Source organism: Mesorhizobium sp. ESP7-2, assembly GCF_020164715.1.
Classification (GTDB): Bacteria; Pseudomonadota; Alphaproteobacteria; order Rhizobiales; family Rhizobiaceae; genus Mesorhizobium.
In genome coordinates this window covers 21,482-40,411 of record NZ_JAIUGQ010000008.1, presented here as the reverse complement: position 1 = coordinate 40,411, position 18,930 = coordinate 21,482, and the positions used below count along the sequence as shown (strand labels likewise).

General features: G+C 63.6%; 18 protein-coding genes. 2 read left to right on the top strand and 16 right to left on the bottom strand.

What is annotated here, in order from left to right:
* Positions 1-32 precede the first annotated feature (32 nt).
* From LB543_RS10405 to LB543_RS10395, 3 genes are all read right to left on the bottom strand, one after another.
* The gene (locus tag LB543_RS10405; RefSeq protein WP_224614015.1) at positions 33-1,058 is read right to left on the bottom strand and encodes a sugar ABC transporter substrate-binding protein; all 1,026 of its coding nucleotides are present in this window, start codon (positions 1,056-1,058) and stop codon (positions 33-35) included.
* An 87-nt stretch (positions 1,059-1,145) separates the two neighbouring features.
* Positions 1,146-2,132, bottom strand: coding sequence for an ABC transporter permease (locus LB543_RS10400; protein WP_140812012.1), 987 nt, complete (start codon positions 2,130-2,132; stop codon positions 1,146-1,148).
* Between the two features lie 278 nt (positions 2,133-2,410).
* A complete protein-coding gene (locus tag LB543_RS10395; protein WP_224614014.1) occupies positions 2,411-3,838 on the bottom strand; it encodes a DHA2 family efflux MFS transporter permease subunit in 1,428 nt (475 codons plus the stop codon).
* 115 nt (positions 3,839-3,953) lie between these two features.
* On the opposite strand from LB543_RS10395, the gene LB543_RS10390 reads away from it, so the two are divergent.
* Entirely contained in the window at positions 3,954-4,955 is a 1,002-nt protein-coding gene (locus LB543_RS10390; RefSeq protein ID WP_224614012.1) for an ornithine cyclodeaminase family protein, read from the top strand.
* Complete coding sequence (gene hutH, locus LB543_RS10385; RefSeq protein ID WP_224614010.1) at positions 4,952-6,469, top strand: histidine ammonia-lyase; 1,518 nt, start codon at positions 4,952-4,954, stop codon at positions 6,467-6,469. The genes LB543_RS10390 and hutH overlap by 4 nt, the downstream gene beginning before the upstream one ends.
* On the opposite strand, the gene LB543_RS10380 is transcribed toward hutH, so the two are convergent.
* The 13 genes from LB543_RS10380 to LB543_RS10320 form a co-directional block, all read right to left on the bottom strand.
* Positions 6,434-7,234: a 3-methyl-2-oxobutanoate hydroxymethyltransferase gene (locus LB543_RS10380; protein WP_140812016.1), complete on the bottom strand. Its 801-nt coding sequence runs from the start codon at positions 7,232-7,234 to the stop codon at positions 6,434-6,436. The two genes, hutH and LB543_RS10380, sit on opposite strands and share 36 nt — an antisense overlap.
* Before the next feature lie 57 nt (positions 7,235-7,291).
* Complete coding sequence (locus LB543_RS10375) at positions 7,292-7,603, bottom strand: MocE family 2Fe-2S type ferredoxin (protein ID WP_224614008.1); 312 nt, start codon at positions 7,601-7,603, stop codon at positions 7,292-7,294.
* A 28-nt stretch (positions 7,604-7,631) separates the two neighbouring features.
* Positions 7,632-8,714, bottom strand: a complete 1,083-nt coding sequence (locus tag LB543_RS10370) for a fatty acid desaturase family protein (RefSeq protein ID WP_224614115.1) — start codon at positions 8,712-8,714, stop codon at positions 7,632-7,634.
* Positions 8,715-8,799: 85 nt separating this feature from the next.
* Positions 8,800-9,981 carry an aldose 1-epimerase family protein gene (locus LB543_RS10365; protein ID WP_224614007.1) on the bottom strand — a complete coding sequence of 394 codons (1,182 nt, stop codon included), beginning with the start codon at positions 9,979-9,981 and terminating at the stop codon, positions 8,800-8,802.
* A 10-nt stretch (positions 9,982-9,991) separates the two neighbouring features.
* A complete protein-coding gene (locus LB543_RS10360) occupies positions 9,992-10,774 on the bottom strand; it encodes an ATP-binding cassette domain-containing protein (RefSeq protein ID WP_224614005.1) in 783 nt (260 codons plus the stop codon).
* A gap of 2 nt (positions 10,775-10,776) precedes the next feature.
* Positions 10,777-11,781: an ABC transporter permease gene (locus LB543_RS10355; protein WP_224614003.1), complete on the bottom strand. Its 1,005-nt coding sequence runs from the start codon at positions 11,779-11,781 to the stop codon at positions 10,777-10,779.
* Between the two features lie 58 nt (positions 11,782-11,839).
* On the bottom strand, positions 11,840-12,784 hold the full coding sequence (locus LB543_RS10350) for a substrate-binding domain-containing protein (RefSeq protein ID WP_224614001.1): 945 nt from the start codon (positions 12,782-12,784) through the stop codon (positions 11,840-11,842).
* Positions 12,785-12,839: 55 nt separating this feature from the next.
* On the bottom strand, positions 12,840-13,754 hold the full coding sequence (locus LB543_RS10345) for a sugar phosphate isomerase/epimerase family protein (RefSeq protein WP_224613999.1): 915 nt from the start codon (positions 13,752-13,754) through the stop codon (positions 12,840-12,842).
* A 35-nt stretch (positions 13,755-13,789) separates the two neighbouring features.
* The gene (locus LB543_RS10340) at positions 13,790-14,878 is read right to left on the bottom strand and encodes a Gfo/Idh/MocA family protein (protein ID WP_224613997.1); all 1,089 of its coding nucleotides are present in this window, start codon (positions 14,876-14,878) and stop codon (positions 13,790-13,792) included.
* A 35-nt stretch (positions 14,879-14,913) separates the two neighbouring features.
* Positions 14,914-15,975 carry an ABC transporter ATP-binding protein gene (locus tag LB543_RS10335; RefSeq protein WP_224613995.1) on the bottom strand — a complete coding sequence of 354 codons (1,062 nt, stop codon included), beginning with the start codon at positions 15,973-15,975 and terminating at the stop codon, positions 14,914-14,916.
* Between the two features lie 3 nt (positions 15,976-15,978).
* The gene (locus LB543_RS10330) at positions 15,979-17,070 is read right to left on the bottom strand and encodes an ABC transporter ATP-binding protein (RefSeq protein ID WP_224613994.1); all 1,092 of its coding nucleotides are present in this window, start codon (positions 17,068-17,070) and stop codon (positions 15,979-15,981) included.
* The gene (locus LB543_RS10325) at positions 17,067-18,023 is read right to left on the bottom strand and encodes a carbohydrate ABC transporter permease (protein ID WP_224613992.1); all 957 of its coding nucleotides are present in this window, start codon (positions 18,021-18,023) and stop codon (positions 17,067-17,069) included. The genes LB543_RS10330 and LB543_RS10325 overlap by 4 nt, the downstream gene beginning before the upstream one ends.
* The gene (locus tag LB543_RS10320) at positions 18,020-18,880 is read right to left on the bottom strand and encodes a carbohydrate ABC transporter permease (RefSeq protein WP_224613990.1); all 861 of its coding nucleotides are present in this window, start codon (positions 18,878-18,880) and stop codon (positions 18,020-18,022) included. The genes LB543_RS10325 and LB543_RS10320 overlap by 4 nt, the downstream gene beginning before the upstream one ends.
* Positions 18,881-18,930 lie beyond the last annotated feature (50 nt).

Below are 18,930 nucleotides of genomic sequence, written 5' to 3'. Positions count from 1 at the left end.
CACCTCGCTGATATCGGTTGGAGACGATCCGCCTACTTCGCCGCTGCTTCGGCCTGCAGCGCCTTCAGGTCCCAGCAACTGTCGGGCTTGAGGTCGGCCTTGGTCGTCGCCTTCTCCAGCGTGTAGATGTAGGTGTGCGAGGTGCCTGCCGGCTGGCCGCTCTGCAGCAGGAATTTGATGATGGCATTCATGTCGCCCGACTGCCGGGCAAGTTCTGTCATGACGACAGCACCGTAAGTACCGTCCTGCAGCTTGTCGCAATCGGCCGCCTTTTCGCCGCCGCCAGTGGTGACCAAAAACACCTTGCCGTCGAGCTTGGCGTCACGGATCGCGGCGGATGCGCCGGTCGCGTCACCATCCCAGAAATCGATGACCGAACAGATGTCCGGGTTCTGCTGCAGCATGGTCGTCGTCACGTTGCGCGAGGTCGTCGCATCCCAGTTGGAGTCGGGCTTGGCCACGACCTTGAAGTCGGGATGCTTGTCCAGCACCTTCATGATGCCGGCATACTGGTAGAGGCTGGAAGAGTTGGCCTGGTCGCCCTGCACCAGCCCGATCTTCTTGGACGAATTCTCGCCGCAGCCTTTGATCGCGGCTTCGGCTTCGAGTTGGCCGAGTCGGTCCCAGTCGCTGCCGACAAAGGCGTCGGCCGGGAAGTTGGCCGGGTTGTCGACGAGGATCACATAGGTGCCGGCGGCCTGCGCCTTCTTCATCAGCTTGGAATAAGAATTGAGGTCCGGCGCATGGATGATCAGCACATCGGGTCTGGTGTCGGACGATATCGCGTCGGTGATCGCCTGCGCGCCGGCATCGACCACCCAGTTCGGATCGCGCGTCTCGAACGTGCCGCCCCAGGCCTCGACTTCCTTCTTCAGATAATGCGCCCAGCCCTGCGCCAGGTCGAAGCCCATCGCCAGCGGCACCAGCATGACGCGCTTGCCTTTCAGCGCTTGTGCATAGGCAGCAGGGCCCGGATCGTCAGCGGCGAAGGTCGGCGCCACGAAGGCGGTGACGGCAAGTGCCGTGGCCGCCGCCATGAGTGTTCTGATCAGTTTCATGTCTCATCCTCTGGTTCGGTTTTCATTGCCGGCGGATCGTCCCGATCGCACCGGGTACCCCGAGCAAGATGGGCTAGCCCATCTGCTCTAAATGTCGCCCTGCTGCGCGGTCTGTTCGTCACGCGGATTGATGATCCCGTCGACGATGATGGCGCCAAGCAGGATCGCCGCCTTGATCAGGTTCTGGTAGAGCAGCGGAATGTCGATGATGGTCATGGCATTGAGCAGGATGCCGATCAGTGCCGCCCCGACCAGCACGTTGCGCACCCCGCCTCGTCCGCCCGACAGGCCGATACCGCCGATCACCGCCACCAGCACGATGTCGTAAAGCAGCGTCGAATTGACGACACGCGTATTGATCGAATGCAGGCTGGCCGCTGTCAGCAGGCCGGCGACCAGTGCCACGAAAGCGGAGAGCACATAGCGCAGCACCAGCATTGGCCGCACCGGAATGCCGATGTTGCGCGCCGCGACCGGATTGTCGCCGGCGAAATAGATATAGCGGCCCCATTTGGTGTAGCGCAGGAACAGGAAGAACAGGAAGGCGAGCCCCGCGAAGACGAACACCTCGATCGGAACGTCGAGAAAGCGCAGGCCGCCGAGCAGTTCCACCCAATGGCCCTGCGGCACCGGCACCGCATCCTGCGTGATCAATTGCGAACGGACATAGCCGAAGACGAAGGAGCCGGTCGCCAGCGTGACGAAGATCGCCGGCACATCGGCATAGGCGACGAGAAAGCCGTTGAGCAGTCCGATGGCGAGCACGCCGGCCAGCACATAGGCGAAGGCCAGTCCATCCGAGGTCCCGGTGTTGAGCAGTTGCAGGTACCAGGCGACCGACATGGCCATGATCGCCACCGCCGACAGGTCAATGCCGCGGCCGATGATGACGACCGCCATGCCTAGCGCCAGAATACCCAGCACCGAGACCGAGCGGACGATGGCGACGAGATTGTTGGGATCGATGAAGCCAGGCAGGCCAATAGCCGCGGCAACGAACAGCACGACGGCTATGGCAAAGACGATGCCTTCCTGGTTCAGGCTCCTGAAGTTCAGCCAGCCAGCCATGTTCATTGTCTGCATTCACCCCGCTGGCAGCGCAGCCACCCCTTGGAGAGAAAGCTAATCGGCCGAGCGCCGCTTCGTCAAATGAATCCGCGTTCAAAACGCGGGCTGGCGGCGAGATTCGCAAAGTGGACGCATTGATTGCCGAATCTGGCGCAATGCCCGGAAACTCCTGCACTTTTGGCAATTGTTTGCGTCATTGTCCGCGCCTGCGGATACACAGCACCAAGCCGAAAGGCGAAGACGGAATTTAACCCTGCGATCGGCGGGAAAATTCGATTTCAGTTTCAGGCAATATGGCCCGAGACCTCGGCGCCGGCGGTCTTCGGCAACACCAGGAAGCGGAACGACGAAACCAGTCCGATGACGCCGATCACCAGGAAGGCTGCTCGAAAATCGACGAGATCGAGCGCCGGCCGGCCTCTCGCGATCTGCGACTGGTTGAGGATCGCCGCCGCCACCGCGACGCCGAACAGCATCGCGACCTGCTGTAGCATCGAGGACAAGGTCGCCGCGGAGCTGCGCTGCCCGGCGGCGATATCGGCGAAGGCCAGCGTGTTGAGCGCGGTGAACTGCATCGAGCGCGTCAAGCCGGCAATCAGCATCAGCGCCACCACCAGCGCCTGCGGCGTCTGCGGCGAGACCGCCGCGCAAGCCATGATCGATGCGGACGCGATGATGCCGTTGACGACCATCACCGAGCGAAAGCCGAAGCGGCGCAGCGTCGGCGTCGTCACCGTCTTCATGCCGAGATTGCCAAGGAAATAGGCCAGGATCATCATGCCGGCATCGACGGGCGATAGACCGAAGCCGACTTGGAACAGCAGCGGAAGTAGGAACGGCGTGGCGTTGATCGCCACCCGGAAGATGGTGCCGGCGGCGAGCGTCGAGATGGCGAAGGTCAGCACCTTGAACGAGGAAAGGTCGAGCAGCGGATGCGGCGCGCGACGGAGATGCCGCACCGCTACCCAGCCGACGACGATCCCCGCCGCGATCAGCCCCACCGTCGGCCAGACGCCGTCTTCCGGATGCGCGATGCGCTCGAGCCCGTAGAGCAGGCAGGCGAGCCCCAGCGACGTCAGGAAAAAACCCGGCCAGTCGAGCGGCTTGGGATCGGCTTCGCGGCCGCCCGGGATGAAGCGGGCGACCAGCGCCAGCCCGATCATGCCGAGCGGGATGTTGATGAAGAAATTCCAGTGCCAGGACAGATAGGTGGTGATGAAGCCACCAAGCACCGGCCCGACGACAGGCGCGAACAGCGCCGGCCAGGTGATCAGCGCCGTGGCGTTGAGCAATTCGGATTTCGACGCATTGCGCAGCACCAGGATGCGGCCGACCGGCGTCATCAGCGCGCTGCCCAGGCCTTGCACGGCACGGGCAATGACGAATTCGGTCAGGGTCTGCGAAAGACCGCAGGCGAGCGACGCCAGCGTGAACAGCGCGATGGCGACGAGGAAGATGTTACGCGCGCCAAAACGATCGGCGAGCCAGCCCGACAGCGGCACGAACACCGCCATGGTCAGCATGTAGACGGTGATGCCGATGCTCATCGCCACCGCCGGCACGCCGAACGATTCCCCCATCTGCGGCAGCGAGGTCGAGATGATCGTCGAGTCCAGCAGTTGCATGAAGAAGGCGATGGCGACGATCAGCGCCACACGCCGCGAATTCCCGGCTGCGTCGGCTGAAGCTTCGGTCTCGGAAACGGCAGTCATGACGGACCGCTTTGAACAGCATTTGGCCGACCGCGTCCAGACAAGAGCCAACAAACTTTCGTGTCGCGTCGCGGCCTGTTATGGATGAGCGGGGTGGCCGAGGAACAGCGTGCTCATGAAGCCCATCTATATCGACTATCTCAATGCCCTGGACATCGAAGCCCTTGCCATGACCGATGCCGAGATCATCGGCGCGGTCGAGGCCGGGCTCGTTGCGCAAGGCAAGGGCCAGACGGTGATCGAGCCGCGTGTCCACCTCGAACCCGACCCATCCTTCCATGGCCATTTCAATGTCTTGCGCGGCTATGTTGCGCCGCTCGACGCGGCCGGCGTGAAGATCGTCGGCGACTATGTCGACAACTATCTGCACGGCCTGCCCTCTGAATTCGGTATCCTCAATCTATTCGATCCGCGCACCGGCACGCCACGCGCCATCCTCGACGCCACCGTCATAACCGACATGCGCACCGGCGCCGTCACCGCCATCGGCGCCAAACACCTGGCGCGCAAGAACTCGAAGGTGCTCGCCCATATCGGCGCGCGCGGCACCGCCTACTGGAACGTACGCCTGCTCGACCATCTCTTCGATTTCGACGAAATCCGCGTCCATTCGCGCCGACTGGAAAGCCGCGATGGCTTTGCCGCCAAACTCTCCGCAGACCTCGGCAAGCCGGTCAAGGCGGTGGCCGATTGGCAAAGCTGCGTCGAAGGCGCCGACATCGTCGTCGAAGCCTCGCGGCTGCCCGAGCCGCAGCCGCTGCTCAAGACGGAATGGATCAAGCCCGGCGCGCTGGTCGTCCCCTATGGTACGATGAGCGCGGTGGAGCTGTCACTGACCGACATCATGCAGAAGATGGTGGTCGACGATTGGGGCCAGTGCAGAGGCGGCAAATTCGGTTCGCTGCGCGCCCATGTCGAGACCGGGAGGCTGAGCGAAAAGACGCTGCATGCCGAACTCGGCCAGATCGCCGCCGGCCTCAAGGTTGGTCGTGAACGCGACGACGAGACCATCCTGTTCTGGCATCGCGGCCTGTCATTGTCCGACATCGCTCTGGGCAAGGCGATGCTGGCCAAGGCACAGGCGCAAGGCATCGGCCAAAGGCTGCGCTTCGCATGAGCGCGCTCCTCCTCACCGGGGCTGGCGTCAGTGTCGGCGATGTCGCCGCCGTCGCCCGCGAAGCGCGTAAGGTGGAAATCGGACCCGATGTTATCGGCAGGCTGGAGAAGGCGCGAAAGGTGCTCGACCAGGCCGCTGCCTCCGGCCAACAGATTTACGGCCTGAACACCGGGCTCGGCGCCAATCTCGGCACATCGGTCGAGGGTGACGCCAGCGCCTTCCAGCGCCGGTTGCTGGAAGGCCGCAGCGGCGCGGTCGGCGAGGCCCTGCCGGTCGAGGCCGTGCGGGCCACCATGCTCGCCCGCCTGACAATGCTGTCGGCCGGCGGCTCCGGCCTTTCGCCGTCAGTCTTTGTCGCTTTGGTAGATGCGCTCAATGCCGGCGTCCATCCAGTGATGCCGTCGCTGGGCTCGATCGGCGCCGGCGACCTGGTGCTGATGACCGCGATCGCCCGCCTGCTGATCGGCGAAGGCGAAGCCGAGTATCAGGGAAGGCGCATGCCGGCAGTCAAGGCGCTGATGATGGCCCGCCTCGGCCCCATCGGCCTGGCGCCCAAGGATGGGCTGTCGCTGATCAACGCGTCCGCCGTATCCGCCGGCGGCGGCGCACTTGTGGTCACCGACGCGCTGTCGGCTCTGGCCCAGCAGCAGCAGGCCGGCGCGTTGACCATGGAAGGGATCGGCGCCAACCGCACCGTCCTCGATCCCCGCCTGCACATGGCTAGGTCGGCCGCAGGCCAGCAGGAAGCCGCCAAGGCGCTGCACGATCTTCTCGCCCGCGACGAAGCGCCGGCGCCCACCACCATACAGGACTCGCTGTCGATCCGCTGCATGCCCTCGATTCACGGCGCGCTGATCGAGGCGATCGGTCAGGCAAGACGCGCCGTCGAGATCGAACTCAATGCCGCCGCCGACAACCCGCTGGTTCTGAGCGACGACGAGCTGGTGCTGTCGACCGGTAATTTCCACACGGCGGCGCTGGCGCTTGCCTTCGAGACACTAGGCCTCGCAATCGCGCAATGCGCCGCTGCAAGTGCCGCCCGCTTCATCCAGCTCACCGGCTGGGGCCGCAACGGCTTGCCGAAATATCTGTCGCCAGTCGGAGGCGCTTCGGCCGGTTTCGTGCCGCTACAAAAGACGGTGACGTCGATCCTGGCCGCCATCCGCCATAAGGCCAATCCGGTGATGCTCGATTTTCTCCCGGTTTCGGAAGGCGTCGAGGACCACGCCACGCAGACGCCGCTGGCGATATCGAAATGCGCTGATATGATCGCACTGTGGCGCCGGCTGATCGCTTTCGAACTGATGGCAGCGGCGCAGGCAATCGATCTGCGTGAAGGGTTGACGCTGGCCCCACGCACATCGGCTGTCCACATGGCGATACGCGCGCTCGTTCTGACGCTGAAGGATGACCGGCCGCTCGGCGTCGATGCGGAAGCACTCCACGCCGCACTTGCCGGCAATGCGTGGCAGCCGGCCTTATCTCCGGCCGACCTTGTCAAGGAACAGGCGTAGCTCGGCGGGGTCCATGTGCACGATGTGCCTGTCCTCGGGATAGGCGCCGCTGTTGACGTCGGCGACATATTCGGAGAACGCCGCCACCCGCTCCGCCTGCAGCCGGTCATACTCGGCGGCGAAGTTGCGATAGACCTTGGAGTGGCGGGGCATGTGGCCCCTGTTCTGGCCAAGGATGTCGTCGGCGAACAGATATTGCGCATCGCAGCCCGTGCCCGCGCCCATCGACAGCATGATCAGCGAGGTGCGCTCCGAGATCGCCTTGGCGACCTCGACCGGGACGACCTCGATCTCGGCACCGATGGCGCCGGCCGCCTCCAGTTGCTGCACCGCCTCGAAGACCTGCATCGCCGTGTCGGCGGACTTGCCGACCGCCTTGAAACCGCCGGTCCAGGTCGCGCGGGAAGGAATGAGGCCGACATGGCCGATGACGGGAATGGCATCGTCCGCCATCCGCTTGATGGTTGCGTAGCCGGCGCTGCAATAGACCGCGTCGGCACTTGCCTTATAGAGCCGGAAGGCCCATCGGACGAAATCATCCGCGGTACCGATTTCGAAGAAATTGTCGCCCGGCATGGTGAACAGGCTGGGTGCCGCATCGCGGTATTGCGGGTTGAGCACCAGTTCGGGAGGCACCGAGACGATGTCGACCCCCGCCCGTTCGGCGGCTTCCGCCTCGTCCAGGGTCAGCACGCGCAGCATGGTCAACTGCCGCTTGCCCTTCATGGCGCGCAAATCGGCGACGGTCGGTCTCTTTCGGCTCATTAATGCGTCCCTCTGTTGGTTACCATCGCAATGTCGATCGGTTGATCCTGGCCCGCTTCAGATCCGGATCATCACCTTACCGGCCTCGACCTTCACCGGATAGGTCGCGAGATTGACGCAGACCGGCGCGCCTTTGGCCTGGCCCGTCTTGTAGTTGAAGCGGCCATTGTGCTTGGGGCATTCGATGATGTCGTCCATCACCAGCCCGTCGGCCAGATGCGCCTTTTCATGGGTGCAAAAACCATCGGTGGCGAAAAACTCGTCGTCCGGGGAGCGATAGATCGCGAAGGTCCGCCCATCATGGTCGAAGCGGATGACATCCTCTTCCTCGACATCGTCCACCGCGCACGCCTCTACCCAATCCGCCATCTCAATCTCCTGCAACCATTCGCGATCGCTATTCGGCCGCCGCCGACATATCGACCTCGTGGAACTCGCCGCGATAAGGCCTGGCCGTCGGCGGCAATTCGCGCTTGAGGTAGTAATCCTCATATTTCAGCTGCCTGAGCAGAACCGGCCAGACCTCGCGGTAGGCATGCCAAATCGACGGGTTCGGCTCGGGCAGATCATGCTTGATCAATTCGTGCAGCCTGGGCAGCGCGTGATAGGGCACCATCGGGAACATGTGGTGCTCCACATGGTAGTTCATGTTCCAGTAGATGAACCGGCTGATCGGGTTCATGTAGACCGTGCGGGTGTTGAGCCGGTGGTCGACGACATTGTCGGCCAAGCCGATATGCTGCAGCAGGCCGGTCATCACCATGTGCCAGGTGCCGTAAAGGCGCGGCACGCCGATCAGCACCAGCGGTATCCATGACCTCAACGCGATCGCGAGGGCGATCGTCGCGGCATAGATCGCGACGTGCCAGCGGGCGGCGACCACGGCCTTATGCTGTTCCGTCTCGGGGATATAGCTCTTCTCCTCGTCCGACAGCGTGCCGAAGGCCTGGCGCACCAACGTCGGCAGCGAATAGCGGAAATCCAGAATTCCGGTGAAGGCAAGCGCGGCCTTCAACAGGTCCGGCGGACGCATGACGGCGATCTCGGCATCGCGCCCGACGATGATGGTGTCGGTGTGGTGGCGGGCATGGCTCCAGCGCCATTGCACGGGATTGCGCATCAGCATGAACGAGGCGATATGGTAGACGACATCGTTCATCCAGCGCGTGCGGAAGGCCGTGCCATGGCCGCACTCGTGCCAGCGCGAGTCGCTCGACGAGCCGTAGAGCACGCCGTAGACGAACAGGAACGGCACCATCCACCACGAACCCCAGAACCAGACGATACCGGCGGCCGAACCCAGGATCGCGACAATCCAGATGATGGTGTCGCGGATCGCCGGCCCATCGGAACGCTGCATCAGTTCCTTGATCGCCTTGCGCGAGACGTCGGTGTGATACCACTCGGCCGAGGCAAGACCGGTCTCGATCGCCACCCTGGTGCTTTCGCCGACAAGGCTATAGTCGCGCTTTTTTGCCATCGTCGTCACACTGACCTCCAATCGTCGCGCACCGCTGGCAATCCGGTCCGCCGGCCGGAGGGCTTGCTTTGGATAAATGTCGCGCTCATGCCCTGCCGGCCAGTCTTGGAAAGTTTCCGGAAGGCTGAGGATAATCCTGCTCGGGCTGTCGGGCGATAGCAGCGATCCTGGCTTCGGCCGCTGCGATCTCACCGGCGCCATCGAGGACCCGGAACACCGCGTCATAGGCCCGGTTTTCGCCATGCTCCAGCCAGATCATCTCGCCGCGCTCGCGCGCGGCGAGATCGCCCAGCACATGGTGGGTCGAGGGCTCTATTCCCAGCGCGTACTGCCCGGCCTGGAAATTCTGCCATTGATAAGCGCAAGGCAGCTGGCTCTTGCGCGTCACCATTTCGAAGCCGAGACCGAGCCGGTCGTTGACCACCGCGACCGGCATTTCGCCCTTTCCGTCAGCGTCCATTTCGTGCTGCCAAACCTGCTCGCTGAAACCCATCTGCGGCGCCGGCGCCGTGCGGTAGCCGACCTTCTGCGCCTCGTAGCGTTCTCCGGCATGACCGGCCCAGACAACGTCGCGGATCGGCGCCAGATAGCGCGAGCCCTCGTCCAGCAGGGGATGGCTGACATTGACGTGGTAGAAATACATATGCGGCGTGCGGTTGAAGCCGTGATTGACGACATGGTCGGAAAGCCGGATCTCGTTGCCACCGACATCGGCCTTGATGCGGCGGATGAGATGCAAATCCTCGCCAAAAACCGTCGACTGCTGGACGATGCCTTCGGCCCACAGCACGCAGCGGTCACCCTCCCAGCGCTCGCCATAGCCGGTCAGCCGCGCCGGGATCGTACCGACACGGCCATGCAGCGAATGGAGCACCGTCTTCTTGCCAGGATAGTTGTAGCTGTCGGCCGGCACGTCTTCGCGCCCCAGAATGTGGTCGAGCCCGCAGGTGACCAGCAGGCCGGAGAAAGAGCGCGCCCAGGCCAGCCCCCCTTCCCCTTCATACTCATGCAGGCCGGGGTTGCGAAAACCGCTCGGCGAATGCCAGCCGATCGCCTGCCCCCTATAGTCGCAATCGGCGATGTCGAGCGCCCGGTCGACGAGTGCGGTGAAGCGCAGGCCCGAGCCGGTGCGGAATTCGAGCATGCGGATGCCGCGCTCCACACCGTCGCCGAGCGTCATCAGGCGCACGCCGGCGAATTGCGACAGCTGGCCTGACCGCTCGGCCACTTGCCGGCGCGACAGTGTTTTGCCGTAAAGCTCTACCATCCGACGCCCTTCACTTTGCCCTCGCCTCCTTGAGCAAGGCCGACATGTCGGCGCCGGTGATGATGCTTTCCACGGTCAGCAGATCGGTGTCGGCGACCGTCTGTTCGGCGACGATCTCGCCCCGCCGCATGACGACGATGCGGTCGGCGACTTGGAACACGTGGTGGATATTGTGGGTGATGAGCAGCACGGAATGGCCGGCGTCGCGCACCTCCTTGACGAAGCGAAGCACGCCGTGGGTTTCCTCGACGCCCAGATTGTTGGTCGGCTCGTCGAGGATGATCACCTTGGCGGCAAACTGCATGGCGCGCGAGATGGCGATCGACTGACGTTCGCCGCCCGACAGCGTCGAGACCAGCGCATCGGCGTCGAGTTTCTTCGAGATGCCGACGCGTTTCAGCAATTCGGAAGCGGCATTGCGCAGCTTCGCGAGATCGAGCGGCGCGAACACGCCGAGCCAGCCGAAATTGACCGGTTCGCGGCCGAGGAAAAGATTGCGCGCGATGCTGAGATCCGGCGCCAGCGACGTGTCCTGGTGGATGGTCTCGATGCCGAGGTCCATCGCATCCCTGGTCGAACGGATCGAGACCTTCTCGCCACGCACATAGATATCGCCGCGATCGACCGGAAAGACACCCGAGATCGCCTTGATCAGCGTCGATTTTCCGGCGCCATTGTCGCCAAGCAGCGCCACCACCTCGCCTTCCCGCAATGTCAGCGAGGCATTCTTCAGCGCGCGCACGCTGCCGAAGGACTTTTGCAGGTTCTGCAGCCGAAGGACTTCCTGCATCACCATCAGCCCCTTGCGGCGTTCTTCTGCAGCAAAGCGTGCAGGATGAGCATGGCGAGGATGATGAGGCCGACAAAGATGTTGTAGGCGAGCCCCGGCACGCCGATCAGCACGATGCCGTTGCGGATCGCACGCAGCATCAGCGCGCCGACAATGGTACCGAGGATGGTGCCGCGCCCGCCGGTCAGCGCCGTGCCGCCGACCACCACCATGGCGATCACCTCCAGCTCGTAGCCGGTGCCGGCCACCGGCGAGGCGGCGGAGATGCGGAAGGCGCTGATCATGCCGGCAAGGCCGGCCAGCACCGAGGTCGCGATGAACAGCCAGATCTTGACGGTGTCGGCCGGCACGCCGCGCGCCACCGCCGCGTTGCGATTAGAACCGATCGCACTGATCCAGTTGCCAAGCTTGGCGTAACGCAGGATATAGATGGCAAACAGCGAGAGGCCGATGAACCACCAGAGCGAGGTGTAGAAGCGGAACGAGCCGATGTTGAAGCTGCCGGCGAGCAGCGTCACGAAGAACCCAGGCTGGTCCCAGGATTTCAGCGGAAAGCCTTGCGTGATGTAAAGCGCTGCCCCGCGCACGACGAGCAGCATCGACAGCGTCACCAGGAAGGACGAGATGCCGATCTTGGTGACGATCAGCCCGTTGATCGCGCCGATCGCGATGCAGAGTGCTAGTCCGCCCAGAAGCGCGAAACCGATATCCACCCCGCCATTCTGCACCAGCAGCATCACCACCACGGGCGCCAGTCCAAACACCGCGCCGACGGAAAGGTCGAATTCGCCTGCCGTCAAAAGCAATGTCATGCCGAGCGCGATGATGCCGAGTTCGGGTAGGAACGCCATCATGTTGGAGATGTTGAGCGGCGACAGGAAATTGGCGTCGGCGACAGCGAACACCGCCAGCAAAATGATGAGGATGACGAAGGAGGAGAATTGCGGCGAGCGCATCAGGCGCGATCTGCCTTTCACCCGCGGCGCGTCGTCTTCTGCGGCAATTGTCATGACGGCTTGGACCATGCTTGAAAAAACGCCCGCCGCCTTCGCAGCGGGCGCTTGTTTCTCATTTCTTGTCGTAGAGTTTCAGGATCGGCTCGACGCTGGAGGCGTCGTAGAGACCGAAAGTGTGAATGTCGTAGCCGATCGGTTCGCCCGAAGCGGCGAGCCCGAGCAGCGCCACCGGCATGAAGCCCTGCGCGGACGGGTACTGCCAGGCGGCGGCGTTGACGAAGCCATCCTTGACGGCTTGCGCCGTCTCCTTGGAATTGCCCCAGCCGACGACCGGGATCTTGCCCGCCGGCACACCGGCGCCGTCGAACACGCGCTTGACGCTGGCTGCCACGGAATCGCCGAGCGCGATGATCGCCGGCGGATTGTTGGCGACCATGTAGTCGGTCATCTTGGCGATGATGCCGGCCGGATCGGTGCCGCAATCGACCACGTCATATTTGATCCCCAACGGATCGAAAACGCTGGCAATGCCCTCGGTCTCGAGCTGCTGGTAGCTGGCGCCGGGAACCTCGACCGGCAGGAAGACCTTGTCGCCCTGCTTCACCATCTTGTGGTCGACGAGGTATTTGGCCCAGATGACGCCGGCTTCTTTCAGGTTCGCGCCGACATAGGCCTGCCGTCCTGTCGCCGGATCGTCGGTGTTGAAGAACACGATCGGGATCCCAGCCGCCTTTGCTGCTTTCACCTCCTCGGTCCACAGGCCGGGCTGCGCCGACGTCGTGGCGATGCCGTCGGGCTTGGCGGCAAGCGCCGAATTGAAGGCCTCTTTCTGCGCCGCCATGTCGCCGCCGCTGAAGGAGATCTTGCAGGTCACCTTGAGCTGGTCGCAGGCCTTGGTCGCACCGGCGTTCCAGTCGATCCAGAACGCATCCGACGGGCCGCCATGCGACAAGAGATAGAAGGTCTTCTGGCCGTCCTGCGCCTGCGCCGTCGTGCCAAGGGCGACGCCGGCGAGCACTGTCGCGGCGGCCGCCAATTTCCAAGCGAATTTCAACATTCTTTCCTCCCTTGTTTGAAGTCGCGCCGCCCTGCACCGGCGGCGCGGCGAGCCATCACAGGCCGTTGGCGCGGAACTTTCCGTCGAGGAATGTCTTGGCGCGCGGCACGTCGTCCTCCGACAGATGTTCGATGATCACAGGAATGTTCGGGTGCTTTTCGGCGAGACGCTGGAGGTAGAGGTCGTAGTTCAGCGACCCGAGGCCGGGCGCCGGCAGTTCGATTTCGCCAACGCCGCGGAAAGTGTGACTTTCCATCGCGTCGGCATCGCCGATGTCGGCATGCTTCTCCGACTTGTCGTCGCCCGAGCGCTTCACATCCTTGGCATGCGCGATCTTGATCTTGTCGGTCAGCGTGTCGAATACCTGGTTCAGGATCTGGTCCATCCGGTCGATGTTGTGGGTCTCGAAATAGTTGGTCGGGTCCATCAGCAGGCCGAGGCCGGGATGGTCGACCTGCGCGAACATCTTCACCGTCTCCTCGACCGAGCCGACGACGTTGTTGACATAGGTTTCGAGCAGGAACACCGCACCGTGGTCATAGGCCGTCTTGGCGAGGTCCGCGATCACCTTGCGGCACTCCTCGAACCCTTCCTCGGTCTTGTTCTTGGGGTGATGCACCCAGTCCGATTCGGTGTTGTAGGTGCCAGTTTCCGAAATCACGTAAGGCGAGCCGAACTCGCGCGCGTTGCGGATGATCTCCTTGAGATAGCCGACGCGCTTCTCGCGCTCGGCCTTGTCGGGATGAATGATGTTGGTGTAGCCCGACACGCAGCAGACCGGCAGGTTGTGATCGCGGAAGACGTCGCGCACCTTCTTGGCCTTGTCCTTGGTGATCTGGCCGGTCGACAGGTCGACATCCCTGAAATGCAGGTCGAGCTGCACCGTGTTGAAACCGAGCCCGCGGATCTTCTTCGCCGTCTCTTCGAGGCCGTACGGGAAATACCCCGTGAAAATACCTGCCTGCATCATGATGTGAATTCCTCCCTGTAAGCGATTCAGTTGATTCAGTTTGTGGAGATTTCGGAGAGCTTGACCGTGCGGCCCGAAGCGATCGAGCGATAGCCCGCCTCGACCAGCGCCATGGTCTTGACGTTGTCGGCGACGGTGAGCGCCGGCGGCGTGCCGGTCTTCATGGCATGCTGCAGCTGCTCCATTACCCCGATGAAGGCATGCGGGAACCACATCGTGTCCCAGCTTGGGCTGACCCATTCACCGCCGGTGGTTTCGGCCGAGGCATAGGTCAGTGTCGAGGCGGCACCCGTCGGCCAGCCGATCGTGCCCTTGGCGACGCCCTTGGTGCCGTCGACACGCCAGTTGATATGCTGGTCGTCGCGATAGCCCTCCTGGCGCGGACCCGACCATACGTCCTCCAGCGACACGGCGAGCACGCCTGTGGGGAAACGCAGCGTCGATACGGTGATCCCGTCGGAATGGTCGAATGTCGTGCGCGGATCCTTGCGCGTCAGCGTCGTGATCTCGTCGGGATCGCCGAACAGGAAGCGCAGCACATCGAGGTGATGCACGCTCATATTGGCGAGCGTCAGCCGATCGTAGCCCTGAAGGAAGGTCTGCCAGTGCGGGATGGCATGCATATCGATCTGCGCGAAGACGATGTCGCCCAGCGCGCCGCTGTCGATGATCTGCTTCAACACGCGCATCGACTGGTCGTAGCGCATGTTCTGGTTGACCGAGAGGATCTTGCCGGCCTTCGCCGACTCGTCGCGCAGCTTGACGGCTTCCTCGACCGACAGCGCCAAAGGCTTCTGCGCCAGGATCGCCTTGATGTGGCTCTGCTTCAGCGCATGGCGGATCAGCGCCGGCTGCTGGTCGGGCGGAAAGGCCAGGTCGATAATCTCGACATTTGTGTCCTCGATCAGCTGTTCCGGCGTGTCGTGGACGGTCGGGATGCTCCAACGGTCGGCGACCTTTTGCGCATTCGCCTTGGTGCGCGAAGCGATCGCCACGACCGGAAATCCGGCTTCCTTGTAGGCGGCCAGATGGCACTCGGCCATGATCATGCCGGCGCCGACGCAACCGATCCTGTATTCCTTCGTGCGGACCTTCACGTCCGGCTCGAAGCCCTTGCCTGTCATGCCTTCCTCCCGAAATTCTGTCTTCGCGGCCGCATTCATCTTGCCAATGCGCCTCCACCCTGTCCGAAATAATGCACGCGGGCCGGCTCGCAGGATATCGCCACCATCGCGTCGGGCCTGATGTCTGGCTGGCCGCGCAGCAAGGCCTTCAGCCGCGCCTGCCCGGCGGCGAGCGTCACCACGGTGTAGCCGCCAAGCGGCTCGACCTCGAACACCCGCGCCGGGCGGCCCGAGCCGCCATTCACCCACGGCTTGACCTTGATATCTTCCGGCCTGAGTCCGATCTCGACGGCATCGGCGGGAGCCGTCTTGTCGGCGATGCGGATCACGCCTTCGGCCGCCTCGACGCCGCCCTCGCCGCGCGCTGATTTCAGGATGTTCATGACAGGCGACCCGAGCAGCCGCGCCACATAGGTGTTGGCCGGACGGTCATAGATCTCGGCCGGGGCGCCGATCTGCCGGATCCTGCCATTGTCCAGGATGGCGATGCGGTCGGCGATCGACATCGCCTCTTCCTGGTCATGGGTGACATAGATCAGCGTCTTGCCGAGATCGCGCTGGATGCGCTTCAGCTCGACGCGCGTTTCCTCGCGTAGCCGCGCATCGAGCGCCGAGATCGGATCGTCCATCAGATAGGCATTGGGGTCGCGCACCAGCGCCCGCGCGATCGCCACGCGCTGCCGCTCGCCGCCCGAAAGCTGCGCCGGCGGCTTGTGCAGGATATGGCCGATATGCAGCTTGGCCGCGACATCGGCGACGCGCTTCTTGATATCGAGCTCGGCGACCCGGCGCTCGACCAGCGGAAAACGGATATTGTCGAGCGCGCTCATATGCGGGAACAGCGCCAGGTTCTGGAATACCATGGCGACGTTGCGCTCGGCCGGCGATAGCGTGTTGACCGGCTTGCCGCCGATCAGGATTTCTCCGGCGTCCGGGGTCTCCAGCCCGAGCACCAGGCGCAGGATCGTCGACTTGCCCGACAGCGGCGGCCCGAAGAAGCAAAAGAACTCGTTGTCGTTGACGGTGAACGAGGCGTCATCCACTGCGAGCGTCGTGCCGTAGCGTTTCGTGACATTGCGGAAGACGATATCGGCCATGGCTCAGCCCGCGCTCATCGCAAGGCCGCTGGCGGCGTCGAAGACCCGCACCGATGACGCCGCTGGCGCGACGATGGCGGTTTGCCCGATCGACAACCCGACATCATTGTCGAACACCGCTTTCACGGCGCCATCGCCCTGGCCGAGATGAACGATGGTGCGTGCGCCGATGCGCTCGACGAAGGTGACTGGCATGGCCAGCCCGCGCCCGTCTTGCGCCAAGGCCACCTCTTCCGGCCGGAAGCCGTAGAGCACCTCGCCGCGCGCGCCACGCAAGACAGCTGCCAGGTCGTCCGGCAGCGGCGGTGAGACACCCAGCGGCCCGAGATCGACGACCAGACCCCGGTCGCTCTCCGCCGGCCTGCCCTTGAGCAGGTTCATGCCCGGCGCGCCGATGAACCGGGCGACGAAGACATTGGCCGGATTGTTGTAGACCTCGAGCGGCGTGCCGACCTGCTGCAGCACGCCGTGATCCATGACGGCGATGCGATCGGCCATGGTCATGGCTTCCAACTGGTCGTGAGTGACGTAGACCATGGTCTGCCTGAACTGGCGCTGCAGCTGTTTGAGTTCGGTGCGCATGACCGCGCGGAAAGCCGCGTCGACATTGGACAACGGTTCGTCGAGCAAGAAGATCGCCGGCTCCATGATCGCGGACCGGCCGATCGCCACGCGCTGCAATATGTTGACCGATAGCCGGTCGGCCTTACGCTCGAGCAGCGGCGTCAGTTGCAGCAGCTCGGCAATAGTGCCGACACGGCGGTCGATCTCGACCTTGGCGGCGCCCCGCATCGTCGGCCCGTAGGCCAGGTTCTGGCGAACCGTCATATGGGTGAAGATGGCATAGTTCTGGAAGACGAAGCCGACGCCGCGCCGGCCCATCGGCACGCCGGCCATATCGCGTGCGCCGAACAGGATCTTTCCGCTGGTCGGCTCCTCCATGCCGGCGATCATGTTCATCGTCGTCGACTTGCCGCAGCCGGACGGCCCGAGCAGCGCCATGAACTCGCCGTCCGCGATGTCGAGGTCCATGGTCTTCAGCGCGGTGAAGTCGCCGAAAGTCTTGGTGAGGTGCTTGAGCTGGATCGTGCTCATGCCGGCACCTGCCTTGCCCGCGCCATGCGCTTCATGGCGACCACGGCGACGATGGAGAGCACCACCAGGATCGCCAGCGCGATCGCCGCCACATAGCCCCAGATCAGATCCTGCGTGGTGACCTTGTAGATGTAGACGGAGATCGTTTCCGTGGCGACGCCGGGGCCGCCGCCGGTCATGATGTAGAGCGTGTCGAAGATCTTGAAGTTCTCGATCACCCGGATCGCCAGCGCGATGACGATGATCGTTTTCATCTTCGGCAGCACGATGGTGGTAAAGCGCTGCCAGGGATTGGCGCCGAGCAGCGTTGCCGCCTTGATCTGGTCCTCCGGCACGCCGACCAGGCCGGCCAGCAGGATCAAAAACATCAGCGGCGTCCACTGCCAGATGTCGGCGATCATCACCGCGATCAGCGCCAGTGTCGGGTCCGACAGCCAGGCGATGGTGACTTGCGTGCCCGTGATTGCCGACAGGATATCGTTCACCGGGCCGCCCGACTGGAACAGCATGAAGAACATGTAGCCGGCCACCGCCGGCACCACCATCATCGGCATCAGCAGGATCGAATAGAAAATGCGCTTGCCGGGAAAATCGTCGGCGAACAGCGTCGCCAGCGCGAGGCCCAGCAGGAATTCCGCCGGCACGCAGACGACCATGACGATAACAGTGCGCTTCAGCGCGCTCCAGAAACGCGCATCGGCCGCGAGATCGGTGTAGTTGGCAAAGCCGTTCCACATCTCCCACGCATTCCACCAGCCGAGGCCCGAGAGCGGCGACCAGTCGGTGACGCTGATGTAGAGCTGCATCAAGAGCGGAAAGGCCGAGATGAACAGCACGAGGATCTGCGCCGGCAAGGTCAGGCGAAAGCCCAGCCGCGTGCCCTCGTCGCGCGGGGCCGGCCTGCCGCGCACGCCCATCCCATCCTCCGAAATCGTTGCCGTCAGAGCGCTCATTGCTTCAGCGCTCCAAAAGTCAGGCCACGCACCAGGTGGCGCTGGATGGCGATGCCCATGATGACCGGCGGCACGGCGGCAATCAGCCCAAGCGCTGCCTTGGCGCCGTAGAGCTGTCCGGTCATCGAGGACGACAGCGAGGCCATGTAGACCGGGATCGTCACCCATTCACGCGTCGTCAGCAGCAACGCGATCAGATAGTCCGACCAGTTGAGGATGAAGACGAAGAGGGCAGCGCTCGCCAGCGGAGCACGCATCATAGGCAGCGTGATGCGGGTGAAGACGCGCAGCCGCGAACAGCCCTCGACCAAGGCGGCTTCCTCGATCTCGCGCGGCCTGTCATCGAAGAAGGTCTTCATCAGCCAGAAGGCGAACGGCAGCGTGACGATGGCGTAAATCAGCGCCAGCCCCCACCAACTGTCGGTGAAGTTGAGGAAGGCCCACATGATCATGACGGGGATCATCACAGCCATCGGCGGAAACAGCCGGAGCTGGATCAACGCCAGCGGCAGGTTCTGGCCCGAGCCGAAGCGCGACAAGCCGTAGGCGGCGGCCGTGCCGGCAGACATGGCGATCGCGGTGCCGAACACCGCCGACAGAAGCGACGACAGGATCGGCTTCAGCGCTGTGCGGTCGAGCGCGACGATCAGATTGTTGGTGGATTCGCCGAACACGAACTGGAAATTGCTGAGCGTCGGGTTCTTCGGCCACCATGTCAGGTCCGCACCCGTCGCCGACCATTCTGCGATCGGCTTGAAGGCCATCGAGACCATCCACAGGATCGGCACCAGCGTGACAGCCATCGCCGCGAGGATCGCGGCGTAGCGGAATATCTCGAAGGGGACGGAACGCTTCATCTGGCTGCTTTTGCTGGTGGCGTCGGTTGCGGAGGAGAAGAGCTTTCGCC